At 52.5% G+C, this 19849-nt stretch carries 16 protein-coding genes; 5 read left to right on the top strand and 11 right to left on the bottom strand.

Annotated elements, in window-relative coordinates; all coding sequences use genetic code 11:
- The first annotated feature begins 40 nt into the window (after positions 1-40).
- The 3 genes from CRO74_RS19355 (at position 41) to CRO74_RS19345 (ending at position 3161) form a co-directional block, all read left to right on the top strand.
- Positions 41-616: a carbonic anhydrase gene (locus CRO74_RS19355; protein ID WP_097128009.1), complete on the top strand. Its 576-nt coding sequence runs from the start codon at positions 41-43 to the stop codon at positions 614-616.
- Positions 617-797: 181 nt separating this feature from the next.
- Positions 798-2372 (top strand): M81 family metallopeptidase, encoded by a 1575-nt coding sequence (locus CRO74_RS19350; RefSeq protein ID WP_097128008.1) that lies wholly within the window; start codon positions 798-800, stop codon positions 2370-2372.
- A gap of 153 nt (positions 2373-2525) precedes the next feature.
- Positions 2526-3161 carry a hypothetical protein gene (locus CRO74_RS19345; protein WP_097128006.1) on the top strand — a complete coding sequence of 212 codons (636 nt, stop codon included), beginning with the start codon at positions 2526-2528 and terminating at the stop codon, positions 3159-3161.
- A gap of 68 nt (positions 3162-3229) precedes the next feature.
- Here CRO74_RS19345 and CRO74_RS19340 read toward each other — a convergent pair whose 3' ends face one another.
- Positions 3230-4060, bottom strand: a complete 831-nt coding sequence (locus CRO74_RS19340) for a hypothetical protein (protein ID WP_144035951.1) — start codon at positions 4058-4060, stop codon at positions 3230-3232.
- 130 nt (positions 4061-4190) lie between these two features.
- On the bottom strand, positions 4191-5714 hold the full coding sequence (locus tag CRO74_RS19335) for a GH3 family acyl-acid amido synthetase (protein WP_097128003.1): 1524 nt from the start codon (positions 5712-5714) through the stop codon (positions 4191-4193).
- A gap of 145 nt (positions 5715-5859) precedes the next feature.
- On the opposite strand from CRO74_RS19335, the gene CRO74_RS19330 reads away from it, so the two are divergent.
- Complete coding sequence (locus CRO74_RS19330; RefSeq protein ID WP_097128001.1) at positions 5860-6042, top strand: helix-turn-helix domain-containing protein; 183 nt, start codon at positions 5860-5862, stop codon at positions 6040-6042.
- 52 nt (positions 6043-6094) lie between these two features.
- Here CRO74_RS19330 and CRO74_RS32065 read toward each other — a convergent pair whose 3' ends face one another.
- The 4 genes from CRO74_RS32065 to CRO74_RS19315 form a co-directional block, all read right to left on the bottom strand.
- Positions 6095-7189: an outer membrane beta-barrel family protein gene (locus CRO74_RS32065; RefSeq protein WP_245877936.1), complete on the bottom strand. Its 1095-nt coding sequence runs from the start codon at positions 7187-7189 to the stop codon at positions 6095-6097.
- 8 nt (positions 7190-7197) lie between these two features.
- Positions 7198-8550: a TonB-dependent receptor gene (locus CRO74_RS32060; RefSeq protein ID WP_245877912.1), complete on the bottom strand. Its 1353-nt coding sequence runs from the start codon at positions 8548-8550 to the stop codon at positions 7198-7200.
- A gap of 111 nt (positions 8551-8661) precedes the next feature.
- On the bottom strand, positions 8662-9543 hold the full coding sequence (locus tag CRO74_RS19320; RefSeq protein WP_097128000.1) for a sugar phosphate isomerase/epimerase family protein: 882 nt from the start codon (positions 9541-9543) through the stop codon (positions 8662-8664).
- A gap of 227 nt (positions 9544-9770) precedes the next feature.
- Positions 9771-10784 carry a fasciclin domain-containing protein gene (locus CRO74_RS19315; protein ID WP_097127998.1) on the bottom strand — a complete coding sequence of 338 codons (1014 nt, stop codon included), beginning with the start codon at positions 10782-10784 and terminating at the stop codon, positions 9771-9773.
- Between the two features lie 241 nt (positions 10785-11025).
- On the opposite strand from CRO74_RS19315, the gene CRO74_RS19305 reads away from it, so the two are divergent.
- Positions 11026-12159, top strand: a complete 1134-nt coding sequence (locus CRO74_RS19305) for a quercetin 2,3-dioxygenase (protein ID WP_097127995.1) — start codon at positions 11026-11028, stop codon at positions 12157-12159.
- Positions 12160-12367: 208 nt separating this feature from the next.
- Here CRO74_RS19305 and CRO74_RS19300 read toward each other — a convergent pair whose 3' ends face one another.
- From CRO74_RS19300 to CRO74_RS19280, 5 genes are all read right to left on the bottom strand, one after another.
- Positions 12368-13471 carry an AMP-binding protein gene (locus CRO74_RS19300; RefSeq protein WP_097127993.1) on the bottom strand — a complete coding sequence of 368 codons (1104 nt, stop codon included), beginning with the start codon at positions 13469-13471 and terminating at the stop codon, positions 12368-12370.
- A gap of 32 nt (positions 13472-13503) precedes the next feature.
- Complete coding sequence (locus CRO74_RS19295) at positions 13504-13872, bottom strand: photoactive yellow protein (RefSeq protein WP_097127991.1); 369 nt, start codon at positions 13870-13872, stop codon at positions 13504-13506.
- Positions 13873-13909: 37 nt separating this feature from the next.
- Positions 13910-17053, bottom strand: a complete 3144-nt coding sequence (locus CRO74_RS19290) for a PAS domain-containing protein (protein WP_097127990.1) — start codon at positions 17051-17053, stop codon at positions 13910-13912.
- A 63-nt stretch (positions 17054-17116) separates the two neighbouring features.
- Positions 17117-17542, bottom strand: coding sequence for a response regulator (locus CRO74_RS19285; RefSeq protein ID WP_097127988.1), 426 nt, complete (start codon positions 17540-17542; stop codon positions 17117-17119).
- A gap of 6 nt (positions 17543-17548) precedes the next feature.
- The gene (locus CRO74_RS19280) at positions 17549-19789 is read right to left on the bottom strand and encodes an ATP-binding protein (protein WP_097127987.1); all 2241 of its coding nucleotides are present in this window, start codon (positions 19787-19789) and stop codon (positions 17549-17551) included.
- Positions 19790-19849 lie beyond the last annotated feature (60 nt).

Raw genomic sequence — 19849 nt, 5'->3', positions numbered from 1 at the left:
ACCCACGATTTTGCCGAGATGTTTACTATATATTTATACTATGCCGACACGAAACTACCCAACTGGCTACAAAGTCCCGCTTCATAACGTACTGCTTATTAGTTGCATGGATTTGCGACTGCTGGACAACATCATCCATTTTATGGAGCACGAAAACCTGATCAACCGCTACGATCAGTACATCATGGCGGGGGCTTCTATCGGCGCTTTGGTCGGTACGGCCGATGCAGATGATGAGCTAAAAAATATCCAGGATTATAAAGGCTGGGAAACCGGTCTGCTTCAGCACGTTGATCTGGCTATTCAACTGCATAATATCAAAGACATTTACATTCTGGAACACCGGAATTGCGGAGCCTATAAGGCTTTTTTGAAGGATGGCCTGGGCGATTACGAAGAGCACGGCTACGATAAAGAATTTGAAGACCACAAAAGATACGCGCAACGGCTCTCCAACAGATTGGTGAAGTACTTAAAGAAACACACGGCTAAGCCACAGAAAAATCTTGACGAGCCGGACCTGCAACACGACCTGGCCATTAACGTTCACGGCTTTCTGATGGATATCCGGGGCGATGTGCGGCTGCTGTGTACAACGGCTCCGTTTATGGAGTAAACCCAGGAGTAGTCAGTGAACACTTGCCTGCCCACTTGTACCCGCTTTATCCCTTTACCGGAAAACAACTCTCCGCCGATTGGGTCTGGCACAGCCCGCACGGGCTTAGTGCTGAACAAATTTATAAAAGCGGATGCGTCCAATTGTTTGCCTGCTGTTCCGAATGGGCTAAATTGTGGGCATGAAACACATCGTCTTAGGAATTGCAGCCTGGATTTTCACCTTCAGTTGTGGTATTGCCCAATCAACCACTACTACATCGTCAACGACTTTACCGAGAATTGCTATTGCGGGTTTGGGTATAGAATCCAGCACGTTCTCGCCAGCCCTGACGCAGGAAGAAGCCTTTCATGCCCGGTACGGCCCGGAAGTGTTCAACGCCTACCCGTTCATGATGCCCGTTTCGCCCCTGCGCAAACAGGCGATGTGGCTCCCCACCATCGTCGGAAAATCGCTGCCGGGTGGAGCCGTTACCCGGCAGGCGTATGAGTCGCTGGTTAACAAAACGCTGGATTCGCTCAGGAAATACGGTCCCTACGATGGGCTGTATTTCGATATTCACGGGGCCATGAGCGTCGTTGGGCTCGACGATCCCGAAGGCGATTTCCTGGCCCGCATCCGGAAGGTCATCGGTTACAAAACTCTCGTGTCTACATCCATGGATTTGCACGGCAACGTGTCGTGGCGGCTGGCGCAAAACTCCGACTTGATTACCTGCTACCGCATGGCCCCGCACGAAGATGCCATGCAGACCAAAGAGCGGGCCGTTATCAACCTGCTCGAACGTATAAAGAGCGGCAAAGGCAAACCGGCGTACAAAGCCTGGATTCCGGTTCCCATTCTGCTCCCCGGCGAAAAAACGAGCACACGTATTGAGCCCGGCAAGAGCCTTTACAAACAGGTTGAACCCCTCGCCGACCATCGGGACGGTATTGTTGATGCGGCCATCTGGATTGGCTACGCCTGGGCCGATGAACCCCGCAACCATGCCGTTGTGATGGTAACCGGCGATGACAAGGCCAAAGTGACTGAAACGGCCGAGAAACTGGCCCTTGATTTCTGGAACGTGCGTAATCAGTTTGACTTCGTAGCCCCAACCGGCACACTGGAAAAATGCCTGACCGATGCGTTCGCCAGTAAAAAGCACCCTTTTTTCATCAGCGATACCGGCGACAACCCAACGGCCGGTGGCGCGGGCGACGTAACCTGGACCCTTACGCAGCTATTGGCTCGGCCGGAGTTTAAGAAGGCAGACGGCCAATCGTTAATTTACGCATCCATCCCCGACCCTGAACTTGTCAAGAAGGCCATGGCGGTGGGCGTGGGCGGTCAGGTGGATGGGGTTGCCGGTGCGCGGGTCGATGCGCGGTTTGCGCCACCGGTAAAGCTCAAAGGCACCGTCGAGTCGATTGTTAAAGGCGATAAGGACGCGGAGGTTGAAGTGGTGGTAAAAGTGGGCAGCGTACACGTGATCGTTACACAGAAGCGAAAACCTTACCACAAGGAGATCGACTTCACCCGGTTGGGTCTAAAACCCCGCGAAGCCGACATTGTGGTGGTCAAGATCGGCTACCTCGAACCCGAACTCTACGCCATGCAGCAGGGCTGGATCATGGCGCTCACACCGGGTGGTGTCAATCAGGATCTGGCCCGCCTACCCTTCAAACGCATCAAGCGCCCTATTTTCCCGTTCGACAAAGACATGGCCAAGCCAAACCTGTCGGCGCAACTGGTGCCCCTGTCTGGGACGAAGTAGTCCCGGGCCTGTAGTGCCGACCGTCCCGGTCGGGTGTATAGTGATTTACATTCACACCCGACCGGGACGGTCGGTACTACAGGCCCGGGACTACATTCAAACCAATACCCTTCCAGCGCGTTAAGAAGATAGGTAGGCTAAACTTGTTTTCTTATGCTGACATCCGGAATTAACGCGCAACCGTTCGACATCACGCCGGAACTGGCCCGGTTTCGAACGAACAAAACGATACCGTCGATTATCGAGCACAGCGTTTTAACAGCTCTGTCTTTTTACCCGGAACTGGTTGAAACGCCCATTCAGTTTATGTTCAAACAGTCGATAAAATCGTCGGTGATGCAGGCTCAGCCGGTTTTCAGCACCATATTGGCCCGCCGGAAATCCAGGGCTTACCGCATCAATATCAGTTCGATGTTCAAACTGACGCACACGGCCATCCCCATCCACCAACTCCCCAATGCTATCATGATTGGCTGGATCGGGCACGAGTTGGGACATATTATGGACTACGAGAGCCGAAGCAATCTGGATATGGTCGGCTTTGGTCTGGGCTACGTCTTCTCCGCCGATTACGTAAAGAAAGTGGAGCGCATTGCCGATGGACACGCCGTTCGGCATGGATTGGGCAAGTACCTCGTAGAAACCAAGCGGTTCATTCTGGACCACGCCGAACTGCCGCAGAGCTACAAAGACAAAATCGCCCGCCTGTACGTCTCGCCCGAAGAAATCACGGAACAGGTGAAGCGGCTCGAAGAGGAAAAGCTGGACTGGCAGCGGAGGGAATTATAGCGGGGTTCTACCCTTCTCTGATCTGTGTCTTAAGGACGGCTATGGCGTCCTTACTATTCCTCACCTTGTCAATTAAGACGGTAGCGATTGTTGACTCTGAAATGATAGGCTATCCCCAAATTAAGATTAAGGCTGTTAGCACCGCCATTAGCCTCAATATCCCGAAAGGCAGGCGGATCGAATGTCTGCTGAGTCGCCGTTATACGGACAACATCTTTCGGACTAAAGAGTCGTCTTACTTCCAGACTGGCGCTAAAATGAGGGGAAAATTGGTATTGAGTCGATAGATTTACCTCAGCCGAAAAAAACGACTTCTTCCGTTCATACTGGCTTCTGGTTCGGGCAAGCACCACCTTGTTTCCGTTTGCATCGAGACTGGATTCTTCCGAATTACTTATGGGCGCCAATTTAAGTTTGTCCAGGTCAACATTATAGGCGATCCCCGTTCCAATTCGCAACGACAACTTGCTCACTGGCTGCCAGAGACGATACCGGAACAGAAGAGGAATATGGTAGAAGTCCGTACTTACGGTTCGGGTTGTATGGCCATATGCATAAGGCCCATTCAGCAAATACCTGTAGCCGACCGCTGGTCTAATGGTTGACAAGCCGGTTTCCAGTTCAAACCGTTTCCCCCGATATCCCATTCGAATGCCAACACCCCGCTTCCGGGTCAACTCTCCTTTGGGAACACTGAAACCATCTCCTACTACCGTAATCAAAGGTTGGTACTGCTCAAAAATTGGCTTGATATAAAGTGAATGACCCGTTTTACGTATGATTCCTTCCGTCACTAAGCTGTCCGTCACATGCTGAAAAGTCCTTTGAGCCAGACAGTCAATGCTACCGGACAGAATAAGACTCGCTAGTAAAAGTAACAAACCCAGTTCCCTCTTCATGCTTTTTGTTTGCGCAGCAAGACGCATTGGTTATCCAGTTAGTTGGAATTTTACTCTTTTTATTACCTAAGTCGTGGTATCAGCCACGGACGGTCGGCGCCCCGACTGATACCACGACATAACCCTCTTTTTACACCGCCACCCGGCTCACATACTCCTCGAACTCCAGAAAATCCTCCTCCTTCATCACGCGGGGAATCTTGGCCTGACCGCCCAGCTTTTTGAAATCCTCGCTCCAGCGGTAAAATTTCTCAATGGGAATCACCTCCGCTTCTACCCCCTTCAGCGATTTACTCCGGGCCACTTTGTAGTTTTTGTTATTGTCGCACAGTTCGCTATCCAGCGCAGCGGCCATTTCGGCACCATCGACCTCTTTGTTGGAGCCGATGTACCATTTGTTGATGTACTCCCCCTCCTTGCGAATGGCCGACACCACGAACTCTTTAATTTCCATGTCGTAGCGTTTCTGCATGGTTTGCATCGCCTTGTTCATCTGGTGAACCGATAGCTGTTCGCCCACTACGTTCAGAAAATGCTTCGTCCGGCCGGTGATCTTTATTTCGGCCCGTTGCTTATCCGTAATCATCACCGTATCGCCGATCATGTAGCGCCAGGTGCCCGAAACGGTCGAAATCAGCAGCACGTAATCGACGTTTTCGTCGGCCTGTTCCAGCGAAAGGACGGTGGCATCCTGTTTTACGCGGCCTTCCTCGTCCATGTTCTCGTCCACAAACGGGACGAACTCGAAGAAAATACCATTGTCCAGAATCAGCGCCATCGACGAGGTATCGGGCCGTTTTTGCGTGGCCAGATACCCTTCTGAGGTCAGGTACGTGTCGATGTAGATGAGCGGCCTGGCCAGTAAGGTTTCGAGGCTTTTTCGGTACGGTTCAAACGCGACGCCCCCCGACGTATACACGTGCAGATTGGGCCATATGTCGTGAATGGTACTGAGCCGGTTATACCGTATCACCTCTTTGAGCATCATCTCGATCCAGGATGGGATACCGCTCAGACTGCCAATGTCCCAGCCAGGCGCTTCTTTGGCGATTTGGTGTACCTTTTCATCCCAGTCTGTGATCGACGCAATTTCGATACCCGGCCTGTAATACCCCCGGAACCAGGCCGGAATATTGGCCGCGCTGATGCCGCTGATTTCGCCCTCCTGATGGTCGTCTTTCTGAATCAGGTTCACGCTACTACCCAGCATCATGATCTGCTTCTCGAAGAAATCGGACGGGAGGTCGAAGTTTTTTAGGCTCATCACCTGCTGGATGCCCGACTTACGGATGGAGTCGATCATGTCGTCGGTAACCGGAATGGCTTTACTGGTGCTGGTCGTTCCGCTGCTCAGGGCAAAATAGCTTTGTCCACCGGGCCAGGTCACATTCTGGTGGCCTTCGAGCAGGTAATGCCACCAGTCAGTATGCAGCTTATCGTAATCATGAACAGGCACTGCCGCCTGAAAAGCCGCAACGATGTCGGGGCTGTCGAGTATCCCGGTGAAGTTATGCTTTTTCCCGAAAGCCGTCAATCGGGCTTTCGTCAGCAGGTTTTGTAATACGTCTCGCTGGGCTTTTGCCGGGTCAGGCTCCGAGGTAACAAACCCATATACATCAATCGCTTTTTTGATCAATTCCCCTATAACTGCCATATGTACCCTTTATCGAATAGTCTCTGTTCCTAATAAACCGGTTCGAATGGGCTTTGTTGGTCATATAAGAACAATCTTCTTTAACAAACTCTTAGTTGGTTACCTGTCTATACCGACAGGGTGGAATAATCAATTTCGTTGAGGTATGCCTAAATCAATCGAAGGGACATTATTTTATACGATTCGGGAAGCAGCTCAGGAGCTGCACATTACAGTTGGGCGGTTGAAAAGTTACATTGACCAAAGTCGGTTAACCAGCGAACGGATCGGCCGAACGGAGGTAATCCGGGAGCAAATCCTGCGTGCGTATCAGTCAAGACGGCAATAAAAGGCCGCGCGTTTCATCAGAAAGTAACGCGGGTAGGAACCCGCGTTACGTATCAAAACTCTTTATCGCCAAATTCATTGCCCGGCAGTTTGGCCCGTTTGCTGACTTGCCGGAACGAATAGCTCAGGTTGATCAGAAAAACATCTTTCTCCTGAATGTAATTCGTCGACGTATAAAAGTCTTTGCCCGTAGTAGTGATCCGCTGTTCGTTGGTAGGCAGGAAACCCAGCCCGATGTTTTGCCACTGGGCCATGATCGTCAGGCGATTGTTCATCAGACTCTTTTTCACCGACATGTTGGGGATCAGAAAGCGGGAGTCCTCGCCCTGGGCAGTAATACGCCGGGAGAGGTAATTTACGTTGGCTTGCCAGGAGAGCGTTGGGTTGATCTGCACCGTTGAATTGGCATTGACCGAATACACCCAGGCCGCCCGGTCGAAAATAACCTCGTTCTGGAAAAGCTGCCCGGCCTGCGTGAAGCGATATACCGTTCCGCCCACGTAGAGCTTCCAGCTTTTTGTAAGTTTCAGGTCCGTTGCCAGCTCAACACCCAATCGCTGGGTCAGACCGGCATTCGTAAAAATGCGGCTCAGGATGGTATCGGCAAATACCCGGTTAACCCGGTTGATGGTGTTCTGAACGCCCTGATAATAGACCGTAGCCAGCAGCGTGCTCCGGCCCATATCCTTGCTTATACCCAACTCGCCCAGATTGACGAATTCGGGTAGCAGGTTCAGGTCGCCCTGTTCGAGGGTTTCGGAGTGTTCGCGTTCGGGCAACGGGTTCAGGGCAAAGTTGCTGTTTCGCTGCACCCGCCGACTAAAACCAGCCCGCAACGCCAGTCCGCCTTTGGGTTTGTAGAGCATGTTGAACGACGGAAACAGATTGTCCAGTGTCAGCGAATAGGTCTGGTTACGGGGAAGCGACAACACCTCCCGCACCGAATGTTCATAGCGTAATCCCAGGGTGTATTCCAGCTTTTGAGCTACCGCGCCAAACTGCCCGTACCAGCTATGAATGCGGCTGTTGATGGCCGTAGTGCCGGTAAAAGCCGGAACCACCGGCAACGGTAACCCATTCCCATCCTGCTGTCGGTACCGGTAATCGCCCGTATCGTCCTGATAGCGGTATTGATACCCGCCTTCCAGTTTGCCGCCTAAAAAGGGTACGCTTCCGTCGATGTTAGCCCGGAAGTTTCGAATGGGCGATCGGTGGTCGAGTAGGAGTACTGAAGCGTATCGCGGTAATTGTTCCGGTTGACGTTGCGGTTGCTGGTGAAGCCATCGATCAGGTCATACTCGTATAAGGCACCCGCGCTCAGGGTGGCTTTACTGGCAAAGGTGTGGGCATAATCGAGGTTAGCGGTATAGAACCGCCCCCCTTTTCGTACGAGGTTGCTGTTGAAATACGCCCGCCGATTAACGATTTGACCCGTCAGCAGATCGGTTGTGCTGTTGTTGTAGGAAATATCGGCCAGCCGGTCTTCGGTTCGCTGGCTCTGGTAAAGGCCCAGCGTCCAGGTCGTCGATTTGCTGGGGACGTAGGCGATGGCAAGTCGATTGGTGAAGGTATACCGATCGAAACTCCGCTCGCCTACAGACGGGAAGCGGGTAAAGCGATTACCGATGGTCGTACTTACATCGCCCTCCCGCCGTCCGGCGATGTCGTTGCGGATATAGGCCGAACTTAGGGTCAGGTCCCAGCGGTCCGAGCGGTAGTTGAGCGTCACATCGGGACTGTAACGAACGGGATTGTACGCATTGTCAAACGCGTTGGTGCTGGGTAGACCAATCAGGCCGTTCACCTGCGCCGACCAGCCGTTATCGACACCTTTCTTGGTGACAATGGCAATAATACCCGCTTTGCCATCGGGGTCGTAACGGGCATTGGGTGTGGTGATCACTTCGATCGACTCGATGCTGTTGGCGGGCATCTGGTTGAGGAGCGTTCCCAGATTGGCCTGAACGGGCTTGCCATTCAGCAAAACCAAAAAGCCATTGGCCCCCCGCAGACTCACATCGCCTTCTGCGTTGATACTCAGGCCGGGCAGATTGCGGAGAACATCAGTGGCCGTACCACCGGCCGCGGATTGAAACTGAGCCGCCCGGTACGTCTGGCGGTCGGCCTGCATGACGACATCGGTTCGCTGACCGGCTACACGAACTTCGTTGAGCAGTTTCGAGTCGCCTTCGAGCACGAGCACACCCAGTTCGAGGGGCTGATTTCTGACAACCGTTATCGGTACTAAAGCGGGTTTATAGCCGACAAAAAACGTGCGCAGGGTATAAACACCGGCTTTGGCATCCGCAATCCGAAACAGACCGGTGGAGTCGGTGATCGCTCCTCCAACCGCCACTGAGTCAGGCTGACGATACAGGGCCACACTCACAAACGGAACGGGCTGGCTGGTGATTTTATCAAGGATTCGCCCGCTGACGAGGGTTTGCGCCCTCACGGTAACCAGACCGAGCAGCGTCAACGTTAGTAAAAGTAGAGTTTTTTGTCGCATGCATTTCCCGGCACCTCCCTCCCACCATTCGACAGGACGTCGCTATATGGAGAGGTCGCTTAGCTGGATGATATACTCTTTGAGAGGCCAAAAAGTTGGAAAATACCCACTTCACCCCTTCTTAATCATTCGGTCGAAAACCACCCGCTGGGTTTTCATCTGCGCCACTTTATCCGCCGGGTTGGTGTGGCATTCGAGCAAGACCCAGCCTTTGTAATTCATAGTTACCAGATTGTTCAGCAAGTCCTGATACGGATAATCCGTCCGGTCCAGTTCGCGGACGTGGCAGGTGGCCCCCAGGCGGTCTTTGACGAGGTCGAAGTTGGCCTGAAAACCTTTGCCGTTTAAATCCTGCGGGTTACAGTTCCAGCAGATGGTGGCGTTGGGATGGGTGGCTACGTCCATGATTCGTTTGGTCATGGGCAGTTCCTGCGTTTCTTCGCCGTGAACTTCCAGCCTAATCTGCTGCCCGAAATCGGCCGCGTACCGGGCGAGTTCGTTGAGGGATTCCCCGATCTGGGTTACGGTTTTGTCGACAGGTACCTCTTTGTGCAGGGCGTTGGGTTTCACCTTTACGCCCGTCCCGCCCACGTCGGCGCTCAGGCGGATAAACTCTTTGGTACGTTCGATGGATGCTTTCACCTTAGCCGGATCGACAAAGTCAAACTGCTGGTTGGTACCCAGCCCGACGAGTTTGACCGGGCTATCGGCAAACCGCTTTTTCACCTCCCGGCGTTGGGCCGCGTTGAGTTCGGGCATGACGTTGTGGGCGTGTTCGACGCGCAGTTCGACCCCGAGAATATTGGTGTCTGCGCAGTTTTTAATGAGGGTTGGCAAATCCCAGTCTTTACCCCATAAATACGTTACGAAGCCTAGCTTGACCGCTGATTTAGCCCGCGCCGTTTCAGCGGCAAAAGCCGGTCCCGTTAGCAGAGACGCACCGGCCATCAGGGATAGTTGGTTGAGAAAGGTTTTTCTGTCGATAGTCGGCATGACGCTTGGGTAGTTCAGGGGTTTGTTTGTGCTTACCTGATAGCTAAAGTTTACCCGTTTCCATTGCTACTTGTCAGCGTATTCAACCGGGCATTCCGTAGTCAATCAGTGATTTCAATGGATTAGATTCGAAGAAATTCAAAAAGAGGTATAACCACATAGACGGTTCGTCTTTATGGTTATACCTCTTTTTCGGAACTACTCTACTACTCCACTACTCCACCAATTTACGGCAACAATACCCGGTCAATTTTGTGGACAACGCCGTTGGTTGCGGTGATGTCGCGGTTCTGAACACCCGTCGTATTTTGCAATACGGTAGATGCCTGACCACCGTTACCCGGACTCAGCAACGTCAGGGCATTACCGGTGCCCACCGTAGCCGTTACGCTGCCGGTACCGAAGGTGGTGATAGGACCACTAACAATCGTAGGCGAGTACGCACGACCGGGGTTAACGACCACGTGGTTCGTTAAAATAGCCGTCAGGGCTGCCACCGGAGCTGCATTGATAGCCGCCACCGTGTTATAAGGCGTGGCCCGGAAGGCCGCATTCGTTGGTGCAAAGACCGTCAATGGTGTTGCACCCGACAGCGCAGTCACTACAGCCGCACCGCCACGGGCTACAGCCGCACCCAGCAAACTCAGGGATGTGTCGGCCTGGGCTACCTGAAGCACATTGCCGGTTGGGGGCATCAGCACCCGGTCGATGGCATGAACAACACCGTTCGTGGCCTGTACATCGGCCGTAATGACGCGCGCACCATTCACAGACACACCGGTTCCACTGGTGGAAGTAGCCTTCGTGACATACGTTGTGCCGTTAACACTCAGTGACGTAGGCAGAGCCGTTTGACCAGCCTGAATGGCTGATGCGGGATAGGAACCACCCACTACGTGATACAGCAATATCCGGCGCAGGGTGGTGTCCGCAGCTGCGCCTACGGCCGCGGCATCGGCAAACCCGGCCGCCCGGAACGCATCATCCGTTGGGGCAAAGACGGTAAATGGCCCCGTGCCCGATAAGGTAGTCGTCAGACCCGCCTTTTTAACAGCCTCTTCAAGAAACGTGAACTGGTCTCCGGCAACAACCAGATCCGTAATGGTCGACGAACCCGCAGGCGGTGTTGTCGTTGGATTTTCGTTGTCATCACACGACGTAAGTGTCAGGGAAAAACCGACAAGAAGAGAGGCTAAAATACCAGACGCACGGCGGCTGAACTGAATTGACTTGAGATTCATAAGTGGTCGAGTTTAATAATTAATTGGGTTAGCGTAAGAGATTAAAAACACGTTAAAAACAAGACTTTGTGCATTTTTATTGTTTTCAAAAAGGACAAAAAACACCAACCTTATTGTAAGGGCCATGCTAATTGAGGCATATATCTGATATACGATAGTAAAATCCGGGCCAACGAAAACGCAGGAATATTCCGGCATTTCACTAACCTTGCAGTTTATCAAGCCCAATCCCTATTCATTAATGGAAACGTCCACAAACACGAATCAGCCCTCCTCTTCACAGGAACATTCATCCATAGCCGATACCGAAACGTTACAGAAAGGGGCCGAGATGCCGGGTGGCCTGGAAGGTGTTCAGGCCATTGAGCCAAAAGGCGAATTACCCGGTCAGAAAATTCCTTATTTTATTCGTAGCGGAGATGGTGAGCGTTACCTGGTGGGTAGCCTGGTGATAAACCTGACCGCTCGCGGAGTCGATACCGGCGATTTATATGAATGGACCGTCATAACGGGCGGCAAAGGGGCGGTTATGCCATCCCATGTTCACCATACAACCCATGAGGCTCTTTTCGTCGTCGATGGCGAAGTCGAATTATGGCTCGACGGGCAAACCTACCGGCTGGGGAAAGGGGATTTTGCCAGCATTCCGCCGTCCGTTTCCCATGCGTTTCGCACCAATTCGCACCGCACCCAACTGATTTCGATCAGCAGCGGCCCTCTGCTGAGCGCGATGTACAAAGCGATTGGAACGCCCTACGCGGGCTATGTTCAGCCCGGCGATGCCATCATCGAACCGGATGCCGAACGTTTAAAAGCGGCAGAGGAGGTGGCCGATGTGCTTTTTGATGGAAAACCTCTCGACGGGCAGACGTTCGGGCCGGTTACGAATACCACTGTCCCAAATACCGTGGTGCCCTATGTACTGGCCGCTGGCGAAGGGGATCGCTACACGCTGGGCGATCAGCTTTTCAGCATCATGAGCGATAACGCCAGCACCAACGGCAAACTGCTGGTGGTCATGACCGAAGGCCCCGCCGGGGACATGATCGGCAAACACTACCACCGGGAGCATACCGAAATGTTTTGCTGTGTCGACGGGATGATGAGCATGTGGCTCAATAAATCCTTGCTCGATATTCATCCGGGCGATTACGTGGCCGTGCCTGCGGGGGCTATTCATGCGTATCAGCTCCGCCGAAACTACACCCGTTTTGTGGGTATGCTAACACCGGGCATTTTCGAGGATTTTTTCCGGTCGGCGCATCCCTATCAGGACCACGTGTACCCGCAGATACCAAGCGGAGGGCCGAATTTCGCAAAAGTCAGCCAACTTGATCTGGTGCTGCTCGAACGGCCCGGCCCACTGAAGCATTGAGTTAATGGTCAACCTCAGATCAATCTACTCATTAACTATTAACCACTTAATTCGGTACGACCAGAACCGCGTCGGCCATAACAACGCCATCAGCACCTTTTGTCGGTAGCTCAACGAAGCTTTTCTTTTCCGGCAGTAGATTCAATACCCACTCACCGGACGACCGTTGCCCGACGTGGTGAAATAGCTGGAGGTAGCCCGACTCGTGTTAGTAGATATACAGATTTTGCGGGATTTCGGGGGGGCTCAGGTGCTGCCGGACCCAGTGCAGGAAGGCGTTTCGGTTTGCATCGTTCAGTGTCCGAAGCTGAACCGCTCCGTATAGCTTGTGAGCACCCATGTCGGCTTTGGCATAGATGTCGCAGGTAGCCACCAGGGGGCACTCACTGATTACCTGCCTGATGGCAGCCGGGTATACGTTGACGCCGGCGATCGATACGCTATCATCCAGGCGACCAAGCACCCGTATTTCGGTTTCCGACACCCGCTCAAGCCGGTCAGGTACGGTGAAAGTTGCACCCGTATCGGTTCGGCAAATCGTAAAGGGTTCTCCAGCCAACAGCGTTACATGGGGGAATAAGGTAAATGGTGCGTCTAATCGATGCCGGTACCCAAGCCCTCCCGTTTCGGATGAACCGTAGATTTCTGTCATGAACACGCTGGCGTTCATCAGTTGATCAAACAAACCCGGCGGCATGGGAGCGGCTGATGATACTCCCCGGCAGGGCAGCGATTTTCCTGCCAGCAGGGACTGGTACGTATATTCCCAGGTAAAGGGTGTGCCTACCAGCAGTGTATTGGCCGTTATGGCCGTTGCGGGCGTATCAGCCAGCAAACACAACGGTACATTCCAAAGCGCCGGAAGCAGCACCGTGTAGATAAACCCGTAAATATGATTGGCCGGTACCAGACTGACCACCCTGTCCGGGCGAGGCAGCAACTCCATGAGGAAGCGGGCTTCAAACAGCAGCGACGCCATTGAATGCCGAACAGCCCGGGCGGCTCCACTGGTGCCGGAGGTCCGAAACGTCAGGTAGTCGTCAACTTGCGACCGGGCCCGCAGAATGCAGTTCACCCAATGGTCGAGGGTGGTTCCGGCCAGCAGGTAGTTCTCAACGGAGGTATCGAAAATTCCGAAAAATTCGTTGAGGTAACCGGCCAGTTCCATTCGGCTGATGGAGTCGAGACCCACATCCCGATACAGATCCAGTTCCGGCGAGACGACCGTTGGCAATCCGGCATGCGGGTTTTGCAGAATCCGACCCGCCATGTCGAGAATAATTCGCCGGACGTTATCGGGTGTCCAGATCATAGGTATAAAAGCCGGAAACGGTGTACAATGCGTTACTTACGATCAACCAGAAAATACTGATATCGGCTCTCGGGCGACTTAAGCAGCCTCAGGCGAACCTTGGTTGGCGCACTCACATAGGTGAGAATATAGTCCATTTCTTCATCAAGCGTTGGTTGTCCGTATTTGGCGGCTACCATCTGGTTATTGGCGCAGGGGGCAATCTGGGTAAAATAATACTTACCCAGTGCATACTCCTTTGAGATGCCGGTGATATGGGACTCTGACTTGCAGTAAGCAACGACGATTCCTTCGCGGTTCATCCGAACTACGCCAAAGGGAGAATCTTCCAACTGCTCATTGGTTTGTTCTTCCAGCCAGTCGAGTAAGTTTGAGTCCGAAAACTGTACCATTTGATTCATGGGTTGGGTATGGATTAAAGTGGTAGCAGGTTGATCTTTAGTTGGTAGTATTCGCATCAGGAACAGGAAGGTAAACGCTAAAAGTGGCCCCTTTGCCGGGGCGGCTGGTCGCCGTTAAGGCACCCTGATGGTTTTGAACGACCTTCAGACAGATAGCAAGCCCGATACCGGTACCTTCATACGTTTTTTTGCCATGCAACCGTTGAAAAACCTCAAAGATCCGATCCAGGTATTTTTCATCGAATCCGATTCCATTATCGGTTACGTTAATCTGGTAATAGTATGGGGTATTGCCCGTTTCGGAACTGATCACCGTTGTCAACACGGCAGATACAGGCAGATCCGCTGACCTGACCTTCTGACAGGCAATCTGCACGCGTGGAGCAACACCGGATAGCCGGTACTTAACGGCATTTGACACCAGGTTCTGGAATAACTGACGCAGTTGCCCCTCATCGCCATACACGACCGGCAAGTTACCGAATTCGATGGTCGCATTCGACTCCTGTATCGGTATGGCCAGATCGTCGATGATTTTGGTCAGTAAGTCAGTTAAGGGTACCGGGTTTACTTCAACCAGTTGAGTAGACAACCGCGAGTAGGTGAGCAGATGCCGGATCAATTCAGACATTCGCCGAGCCGATCCCTGCATTCGGTTAATCATATCCAGCCCAATCGCATCCAGCGCAGGTCCGCAGGTACTGACCAGTACATCGCCAAACGACTGAATTTTTCGCAGCGGCTCCTGTAAATCATGACTGGCCACGTAGGCAAATTTCTGAAGATTTTCATTACTCCGGCGCAGTTCCTGGTTCGTTACTTCCAGAACCTGCTGCTGCCGTTTAAGGCCCGTAACATCCAGGAATGTAAATAAAACCTGATCACCATGAGAAATTAGAGCCGACTGAAACCAGCCCCGGACACCGTCACTAAAATAAGGTAACAGCCACTCTTTTGGCTGTCCGGTTTCGGCTACTTCTACCATGAACTCAAAAAACTCCTGAGCCGATTCACTGGGAAAGAGTTCCCTCATACGGTGACCGATCAACTCCTGGTTCGAGCGGCCTAAGAGCTGCCTTTGTGTCTCGTTGGCCAGTACAAACGTAAAATCGACGATTTTACCCGGCTTGTCATCCGTTGTATTTTCCCGCACCGGTTCATACAAAACAATACCTGTCGGTTGCGCATCGATAACCAGTTTCATCAGGTCGGCCTGCTGCCGTTGCACCAGCTGAGTCTGGTGGGCTTCGGTCACATCCATGTACGTCATCAGCACCTTATCCGTCGACTGCCCGTTGCCTATGCGTATAAACTGGGCATCGAACCAGCCATCGGCGTCTTCGCGGTAATAGGTGAACACCATGCGCTGCGTACGGCCGGTCTCAAGGGTTTCCCGAAGAGCGAGTTCCAGCTCAGTTCCCCGAAAGCGCGGAAACATCGTTAGTAAATCCTGCCCGATCAGGGTTTCTGCCGAGTGCCCCGTTACGTAGGTATTCATGAGGTTCGTCATGCAGTATCGGAAATCGATCACCCTGCGCTCGGGCGTCTCCTCCCGGACGGGCTCCCAAAGTACCAAACCCGCCGGGGTGTTATCGCTAATCGTTTTCAGCAACTGTGCCTGATCATGAAGTTGCCGTTCAGCCAGTTTCTGGGCACTTTTATCCTGAATGGTCAGAACGATACCATCCTCGCGTTTCACGGCCGATACGTCGTACCAACCAGTGCCCCCTCCGTAGTCAAACTCGGTTTCTGTGCGAAACGGCTGGCCGGTAAGAACGACTTCGATATATTGGTCGAACAGATTGTGGCATAGAGGAAACAATTCGAGCATCGTACGCCCAAGCAGCTGATAATCTGAACGCCCGGTTCGCCTGCGGTGTGCATCATTTTGCAGTACGTACTGAAAATCAACAATTCGGCCGGTTGTATCTCGTACAGACTCCAGGGCAATAATTGAATTTTGAGAACCATTCAGCACTGAATTCAGCAATTCTACCTGCCGATGATGCCCCAGTTGTGCCCGTTTTATCTCGGTAACTTCGGTCATAGCCAGAATTAGCTGTTCACCCTTGGGGGCCATCGATACCCGAAACCAGCCCGCCTTTTTACCCAGTGCAAACGGCAATTCAAACTCCTGAACAACGCCCTCTTCCACGCCCGTAATACAACGACTGAGTAAGCCCGAAGCGTTGGCATCTACAAAAACATCCGTCAGCTTTTTGCCAACGACGATCTCCTCCGATTGCCCCAGAATATCCGCCAGCAACGAGTTAATCAGTCCGATTCGAAAGTCGGGCGGGCGGTTAACAGGGTTCTCACCAGAGCGGATAACGTCCAGCACCGCAATACCCACGGGTACACCTTCCAGCACACGTTTCAACAACTCAGCCTGTTTACGGACGGTCTCTTCGGGCTTTTTGATGGCGGTGATGTCCGTATAGCTAACCATGACACCCATGGGTAGGGGAACGATTTTCACTTTCCGCCAGATGTCATATTCGGGATAATAATGTTCCTTTTCAATGGGTTGTCCTGTTTTGCAGACCTGCACGTACTCATTAAAAAGGCCATTGATCTTCGTAGCCGGATAAATTTCCCACAAGGTCCGGCCCAGCAGTTCTTCGCGTTTGTAGCCACCCAGGCGCACACCCGCGTCGTTGATCATGACAAACTCGAAGTCGGCAACCTCATCCTTCCCGTCGTATATAGCGTCAAAGACCGTGATGCCATTCACGGATACATCAAAGGCTTTCTGCCACAGGCTATTCAGTCGGCTGGCCTTCGCATCGGCTTTGCTCTGTGTAATGTCCTGGCAGGATACCACCACACAGTTCTCTTCCAGCCGTACGGCCGATATGTCCCACCAGGTAGGCAGCCCCTGACCCGGCTGGTTAAATGTAAACTCGAAACGAGCCGGTTGCCCCGTCGAAATCACGTGTTGGTATCGATCCACAAGATCCGTTCCCACCCAATAGGGATGGATACGATTAAACGGTTGCCCAATAGCCTCTACCGACGAGCAGCCCAGGCTACGCTCGGCGGCTGCGTTTATCATCGTCAACTGCAAGTCTGTTAGCGTTCCGGTAGCATCATGAATGCCTTTGTAAACCAGCACCCCATTCTGCGATGCCTGTAGAACGCTTTGCAACAAAGCCGTGGCCGATTGATTTGTGACAGACATACCTTCGTTATCTAGTTAAGAATTGAATCGAACACCTGTAAACACGTGTATATACCAGGTCGGTTATGGCCTGTACTGGCTCTGCGTTAACCAGAAGTCGATAGCCAGGCGCATCATTTCGCTCACCTGATGGTAACTTTCGGGCTTTATCAGATAGGCATTAGCGCCCAGGTCATACGCCCGACGCATATCTTTTGGGTTATCGGAGGTGCTGTAAACGACTAAGGGCAGGTAGCAGGTCCGACTGGTAGCCCGCACCTGCTGAATAACCTCAAAGCCATTATGTCCCGGCAACTTCAGATCAATCAATACCAAACGGGGCAAAGGCGTACTTTGCCCCTGGTAAGTTCCCTGCTGAAGTAGGTAGTCAATCGCTTCACTACCACTACTTAACAGCAAAAAACTAGGCGGATTTTCCATCCGGCTAATAAGTCGTCTAAATATATCAGCTTCGTCGGGGTTATCTTCAACGTAAAGAATATCAGGCATAAAAAATCAGGAAATACGTCTGGGAAAAGATACATAAAAAGTTGTAGCCTGATGAGGAACACTCTCAAACCAGACCTTGCCCTGGTGCCGGCTCAGGATACGCTTAACAATAGCCAGGCCTACCCCATACCCTTCATAGCTTGCCGCCGAATCGAGCCGCTGAAAAAGTTCAAATACTTTACCTGCCTGTTTCATGTCAATACCAATCCCATTATCCGTTACGGCATAAATGACTTCCTGGTTGCTTTGACTGCCCTTTATCACTATTCGGGCCTCGGGTACTGAGCGGGTATATTTGATGGCGTTGGAAAGCAGGTTGCTGAAAACCTGATTCACCATGGTCTGGTCTCCTTCCAGATCAGGGGTTTCTTCGATCTGAAAGGTAATATCGCGAGTTGTTTCGCCCGCCAGCAACTCGTCACGCAGTTGGAGGAGCATATCTTTCATGGGCAGCAGTCGTCGCGCCAATCCCGAACTCCCTACCTGCGAATACTGCATGATGTTGCGAATGAGCATACTCATCCGGTCGCTGGCTTTCACGATTCTATCGAAGATCGCCTTTGCGTTATCATCCATCAGATCGCCATAATCTTCCTTATATATCTCGGTGTATCGCTTAATAGACGAGAGGGGCGAACGCAGGTCGTGAGAAACCGTGTAGCTGAATGCTTCCAGTTCTTCATTGGCCAGCCGCAGCTGTTCGTTCAGCGCGCGAATCTGGTTGGCTTTCCCGGCCACGATCTGCAAAAGATCTTCTCGGAGTTTCAGGGCCAGAGCGACTTCAACCTGTTGCCAGGATTGGGATTTGTTCCGAACGATCTGAGTCCATTTATCAAAACTTTTACGTGGACTGAGCCGTAGTTCACCAGAAGCTGTTTGTTCAACCGGTTTATCGGGGTTGCCCCCCCATGAAACGTCCTGAATCTGCTCGGGTTTAAACCAAAGCAGGTACTCGTTCATCTGTCGCGACAGAACCACCATCAATACCCCGGCGGCTTTGGTACGAAACCCTTCGGCCGGTGGGTACAGGTTGGGGAGCTGGTTCGTTTGGAATACACTTTCGGGGGTTGTATTCTTGAGCCAGTCGATCAGGGTCAGGATTTCGTTCGGCTCCGGGGTATCTCCCAGCAGGTGCAGTTCTTCTTCAAATAACAGAGCGGCCCCGGTTGCTTCATTCAGATCCAGGATGGTAATGGGGTGTTTGGTTAGTCCCTGTACAACATCCCAATCGGCTATCATCTGCTGGTAAAGAGCCAGCTCATTGTCGTGTAAGCGGTCCGAAACTTCAGATTCCTCGTCATCTTTCCGTATTTCCAGAACCGTCGACAACAGTTGGCTCACGAGTTTTATCGACTGCCGGGCGGGGTAGTCAATAAACCGGGGACCACTGTAATGGTGGCAGGCAATGAGGCCCCACAGCTCGGAACGGTAGAGTAAGGAAATGCTCATACTCGCCCGAACGCCCATATTCGACAGATACTCGACATGCACCGGCGAAACAGACCGCAAGGTTGCATGGGTGAGATCGAGTGGGCGGTTGTGCTGCGCATAGTTGACGGGTAAAATGGGCACCCGGGGTTCCTCCACATCGGCAATACCCCGAACCAGGTTGACTTTATAAAGCTCCCGCGCCTGCCGGGGAATGTCGGAAGCGGGGTAGTGTAACCCCAGAAACGGTACCAGATGCTCTTCCCGCGCTTCGGCAACTACTTCACCGTGCCAGTCCTCGCCAAAGCGATAGATCATTACCCGGTCAAAACCGGTAATTTGCTTTATCTGCTGCGCCGTCTTCTCCAGCAACTGACTGAGGGTTTTACTGCGCTGAATGTCGCTCATCGCCTGGGCGATCAACGAATGGAGGGGTTTTGCCAACCCGCCGTGAAGCTGGCTGGTAGGCTCCAGCTCCACAATAAGGGCTCCGTCCTGCTGGTGCATGATGGCTAGCCAGTCGCGCCCCCGAATTTTGACGGGATACGGATTAAAGGCTTCCGGCCTACCACTGCGCATAGCGATGACCAGCATGTCATGGATCAGACTGCCGGCCAGGTCACCGAGTTGAATAGTAGCGATAGACTGCCCAATAAGACTGGCCACGGGCTGTCCGGCCAGTTCTTCTATATTTTCACTAGCCTGCCAGATGGTAAATTCAACCGGATCAACCGCTATCAAAAGCCCATGTGACTGAATAAAACCCGGCCATTGAATAGGTTCCTTTTCACAAGTGGTCAGGTCAGCGGTTGCTTGCATAGTTTATAATTCAGGAATAGGGAACAAATCAGCACGACAGTTTTCAGCGAGGCCATTGGC

The organism is Spirosoma fluviale (genome assembly GCF_900230225.1).
GTDB classification, from domain to species: domain Bacteria; phylum Bacteroidota; class Bacteroidia; order Cytophagales; family Spirosomataceae; genus Spirosoma; species Spirosoma fluviale.
The sequence above is the reverse complement of the archived record's forward strand: the minus strand, read 5'-3'. Positions and strand labels throughout refer to the sequence as shown.